Here is a 4,250-nt window from a genome sequence, read left to right as displayed (position 1 = left end):
GGACAGAGATTTTTCCGGAAGCAAGTGGCCTTCGGCACTTGCGCGGATGGCGTCGATCCAGCTCAACATCCAGGATATCATTGATGATGTAGGTGGCACTCGATGCCAAACAGAAGCAAAAAACAGGAAGCAAAAGTCCCGGCAAAGAATAAGACTCGCCCAGCAGCCTCCCCGCCAAAAAAGGTGGGAACAGCAGCAGGAGGTTTTTGAGCCACTGGTGCGGACGGATCAACCCCCAAAATGCAATCATTGTATTTCTGCCTGAAGCCTGAGCATATATTTTTCAGCCGCCGGTCTGTAATACGCACCTTCATTGGAATCATAAAAGGCGTTCCGAAAATACACCAAGGCGTCTTTTTTCCGGCCAAACTTGTAGAGCAGTTTGGCATATTTGTAATCGTAAAATGGATCGTTGCTCCTGGTTGCCAAAACCCGGTAGGTATCAGCGAGGTCATGAAGATCAATGTTCTCCCCCTCATAGGCCATCATTTCATCAATTTTTGCCAACATCTTCAGAGCATCCAGGTTAGCGAGCCGTTTATCCTTGCATATCTGTAAAATCTCAGACCTGGCCTTGGCAAATTCCTTCCGAGCAACGTAAATACGGGCCTGATTGATATACAGCAAGGGGGAGGCATCAGCTGATTTCTTGCCTCTGGCCAAAACAGCCTCAGCTCGCGTCAAATCACCACGATCAATCAGTGCAACCGCCAATTCATTATCCAACAAACTAAAATCAGGGGATTTTTTTTCAGTATCAGCGTAGAGGAGAGCATTGTCCTGCCAAACGAAATTGCGCTCGACCGTGGCAACCGTCATAGGCAAAAGGAGGACAGCCACGCCAGCCACGAAAACGGGTTCGCGGCGCATCCTGGAGGAAAAGTCACGCAAAAGGTGAACCAGGCCCATCACCACAAAAACCGTCGACAGGTAGATATACCTCTCCGCCAAAGGCGTCCAGGCGATGTTTGTCAGGGCAATCAGCACCCCAGGAAAGACCAGGTAAAATCCGGCCAGTATCAGATCAACCCCCGTGTGCCGTCGGCGCAGCATAAACAACATGGCTACAGCCGATGCGATTCCAAGCCAGACATAGGCATCCGACGCACTCACGATGGCAAAATTCAGGGGCAAGGGAAAAAACAGTTTCTTAATGTAAAAACCAAACGCCTTAAAAAAGACCCGGACCGTGTCGAACAGGCTGTAGTCGTATCTGTGCAACAGGTAGGAAAATCCTGATCCGAGGCCATATCTCCATGTGCGCAGAGCGAAATAGAGACCTCCCATAAAAACAAAAGGAGTCAAAAACACTGTCATCGACCGGCGGCACCAAGCCTTGTTCAGCGAAACTGGAGACAATCTGCAAAGCATAAAAGCTCCGGCCGGCAGAAAAAAAACCATTATCTCCTTGGACATAATGGCCAACATGGCCGCCAGGATCCCAAGCAGAACGAACCTGATTTGTTGACGACTGCAAGCCGCGACAAGGGCCCGGGTTGCCAACAGGACAAAGAAACAGCCCAACAAGTCAGTGCGACCTGAAATCCAATCAACCGATTCGGTAACGATTGGATGAACCGCAAACAGCAATCCGGCAAGCAAAGGCCATGGACCAGGCTCTTCATTTGGCCGGGCAAGTTTGTGAAGGGAATCGGTCACCCAAAAAACGAGACCTACATTGGCGGCATGGATGAAAATGTTTCCAAGATGATAGAAGGACGGCACCTGCCCCCAAAACGTGAAGTCAATAAGAAAGGTCAGCATCAGCAGCGGACGATAGTAAAAGCCGGATGTCGGCAAAAAGAGCGACCACCAGTCTCCCCGCGCCATCTCCTCCAGGTCCTGAAACATGCGCCAGTCATCAACAGAATTGATGCCGGCAAAAAGGGATGGATAAAAGACGCCACAGACGACAAAAACCAGGAAGAGGAGCTGGAAATTTCTACCTATCTTCATTCGCCTCTCCCCGGATAGTCTTGAGCAAGAAATCTTCCAGATTCTTGCGAACAGGCTCTATTCTCTCAACCTGAAAATCTTCGAGAAGCAAACTTTCAAGTGTCTTTTTCAGTTCTTGCGATGCAACAACCCGCTGTGCGGAACCATATCCCGGCATACGTCCAACAACACGATAACCTTCGATTCCCTTTTTCAACAAATCATGGACTGATTCAAGTACCTGCAGGCGTCCATCAACCATTACAGCAACCCTGTCACAAATTTCTTCGACATCGGCGGTGATATGGGTGCTGAAAAAAACCGTTTTCTTCCGTTCCTTCAAATGTCTGATAATTTTTTTAACCAATGCCCGGCCAATGGGATCAAGGCCACTCATTGGCTCGTCAAGAATGTAGAGGTCAGGATCATGCAGAAGGGCCTGGGCCAACCCGAGCCGCTGCACCATCCCCTTGCTGTAACCACGGATGGGTCGTTTGGCTGCCTTCTCAAGTTCGAGCAGCGACAAAACCCGCTCTGACTCCTGAAGAATTGCCTGATGGCTCATGTTGTAAAGGCGCCCAACCAAATTCAGGTATTCAGTGCCCGTCATAAAATGGAAAAAAGAGGGATTTTCCGGCAAGTACCCAATCCTGAGACGGGCCTTGTCTGACAAGGAATCAACACCGAATATCTTGGCCACACCGGAATCAGGGCAGATTTGACCGGTTAGAATCTTGATCGTTGTACTCTTGCCGGCCCCATTGGGCCCCAAAAAACCCAAAACCTCCCCGGGAGCAACATGCAAGGTCAAATCGGAAAGGGCAATGATTCGGGCACCGCGCTTGCCGCGATAGGTTTTGCAAAGGCCTGTTATATCGATGGCATTCATTGCTGGACACGTCTCTTTTTTGATTCGGCGAACGAACTTGTTGAGCGCACCTTGCCGTCGGGCTGAATATAGAATTGACCTCCGTAGGGATCTCTGGGAACAGCATCGATCATGCCACTGGTGACCAGGTCACCAAGTTGGCCGGGTAACCGCCCGAATTTCTTTTGGTAAGCGACGACAGCAGACTGAAGCTGCTTAACCTTTTCCAAAGCCTCCAATCTTAGTGAAAACGCCTTTTTGACCTTGGGATCACGTTCCCGCTGAACCATTGCCCGCAAAAAGGCAATCCCAAGGTCATTATGCCCTGCCTCATAAAAATATCTGGCAGCCAAATTGGTGAAAAGCGCACTGCCGGACAACTCTGCCGCTCTTTTCATATCCTCCGCGGCCGACTGATAGTCCTTGAGAAAATAGGCTGCGTTGAATCCTCTGAAAAAAGGCAGGTACCAGTCCCAGGTCCGATAGTTCATCCCGTAGGAAAGAAGGTGATTAACGTCCTCGGCGTGGCCGACTTCCCAGGTAAAGGCGGCCTGGGCAAAGTAGTAGGCATCCATATTATAGGGGTCGAGGCGAACCGCCGATTCAATCATTCTGTACATGTTGTAGTATTCGGGGGGAATGGCAATTTGATTCTGCCACTGCTCGACAAGAGACCCAAAGTAAAACAGCACTTTCAAGACAGCCAGTTCCGCCACGAGGGGTTTCTGGTCAGCAACCGTATAACGCAAAACCTTCCCATCCGGAAGATAACCAAGTTTGACCGCAACCGGCCTGTTGTCCATGAAAGATTTCAGCGGGACCACAAGATTCACATAAACAGCAAGGAACAGAACCGGCCAAAGCCATTTTTTCATGGCAATTCCCTCCGACTGAAAAGTCGGATAGCCAAAAGAAGAACGATACCGCCATAAACGACAAAATAGGCCGCGGCGAACATGGCGCCTTTGAGCGGCGTCGCCAGGCCATAAACCGCATGAACCTTGAAATCGAAAACGGAAAAATTGGGGAGGATAAAATACAATATTTCCGCAATCGTCCTCGTTGCTTGCGGAAGTTGCTTGCCCGCCTCAGTTGCCAGATAATCCATGACCTCCTGAGATGCAGAACCTGCCAGATAGATCCCCAGCGTGCCAAAAACAGGCAGAAAAAGGGATGTACTGATTGATGAAAACAAAACGGCCAGAGCCAGTAGCAAAATGGACCTGCAGATATCCCCCCAAACGGCCAGCACCAAATTGAACCAGTTCAGAGCCAAGCCGGCGCTCATATCCGCGCGCATAAACCAGACAACCACACCACCACAAAGGCCAAGAAACGCCCCGCACACCAGCAAAAAAACGGCGATCCCTGCAAACCGTCCGGCGATATAGGTATGGCGGGCAAGCGGCAAGCCCAGCAAACTGGCCGTATAGCGTCTTTCGACGTC

5 protein-coding genes are annotated in these 4,250 nt (G+C 50.2%); all 5 read right to left on the bottom strand.

Annotation, left to right across the window (positions count from 1 at the left end; genetic code table 11):
* Positions 1–250 (bottom strand): decaprenyl-phosphate phosphoribosyltransferase (locus D6694_10830; protein RMH39819.1); only part of this gene is annotated, 250 nt, incomplete at its 3' end.
* Positions 247–1,956, bottom strand: coding sequence for a hypothetical protein (locus D6694_10825; GenBank protein RMH39818.1), 1,710 nt, complete (start codon positions 1,954–1,956; stop codon positions 247–249). The genes D6694_10830 and D6694_10825, both read right to left, overlap by 4 nt.
* Positions 1,943–2,824: an ABC transporter ATP-binding protein gene (locus tag D6694_10820; GenBank protein ID RMH39817.1), complete on the bottom strand. Its 882-nt coding sequence runs from the start codon at positions 2,822–2,824 to the stop codon at positions 1,943–1,945. Before D6694_10820 ends, D6694_10825 begins: the two co-directional genes overlap by 14 nt.
* Complete coding sequence (locus D6694_10815) at positions 2,821–3,678, bottom strand: hypothetical protein (protein ID RMH39816.1); 858 nt, start codon at positions 3,676–3,678, stop codon at positions 2,821–2,823. Before D6694_10815 ends, D6694_10820 begins: the two co-directional genes overlap by 4 nt.
* Positions 3,675–4,250 (bottom strand): ABC transporter permease (locus tag D6694_10810; protein ID RMH39815.1); only part of this gene is annotated, 576 nt, incomplete at its 5' end. The genes D6694_10815 and D6694_10810, both read right to left, overlap by 4 nt.

Source organism: Gammaproteobacteria bacterium (assembly GCA_003696665.1).
GTDB lineage: Bacteria > Pseudomonadota > Gammaproteobacteria > Enterobacterales.
The sequence above is the reverse complement of the archived record's forward strand: the minus strand, read 5'-3'. Positions and strand labels throughout refer to the sequence as shown.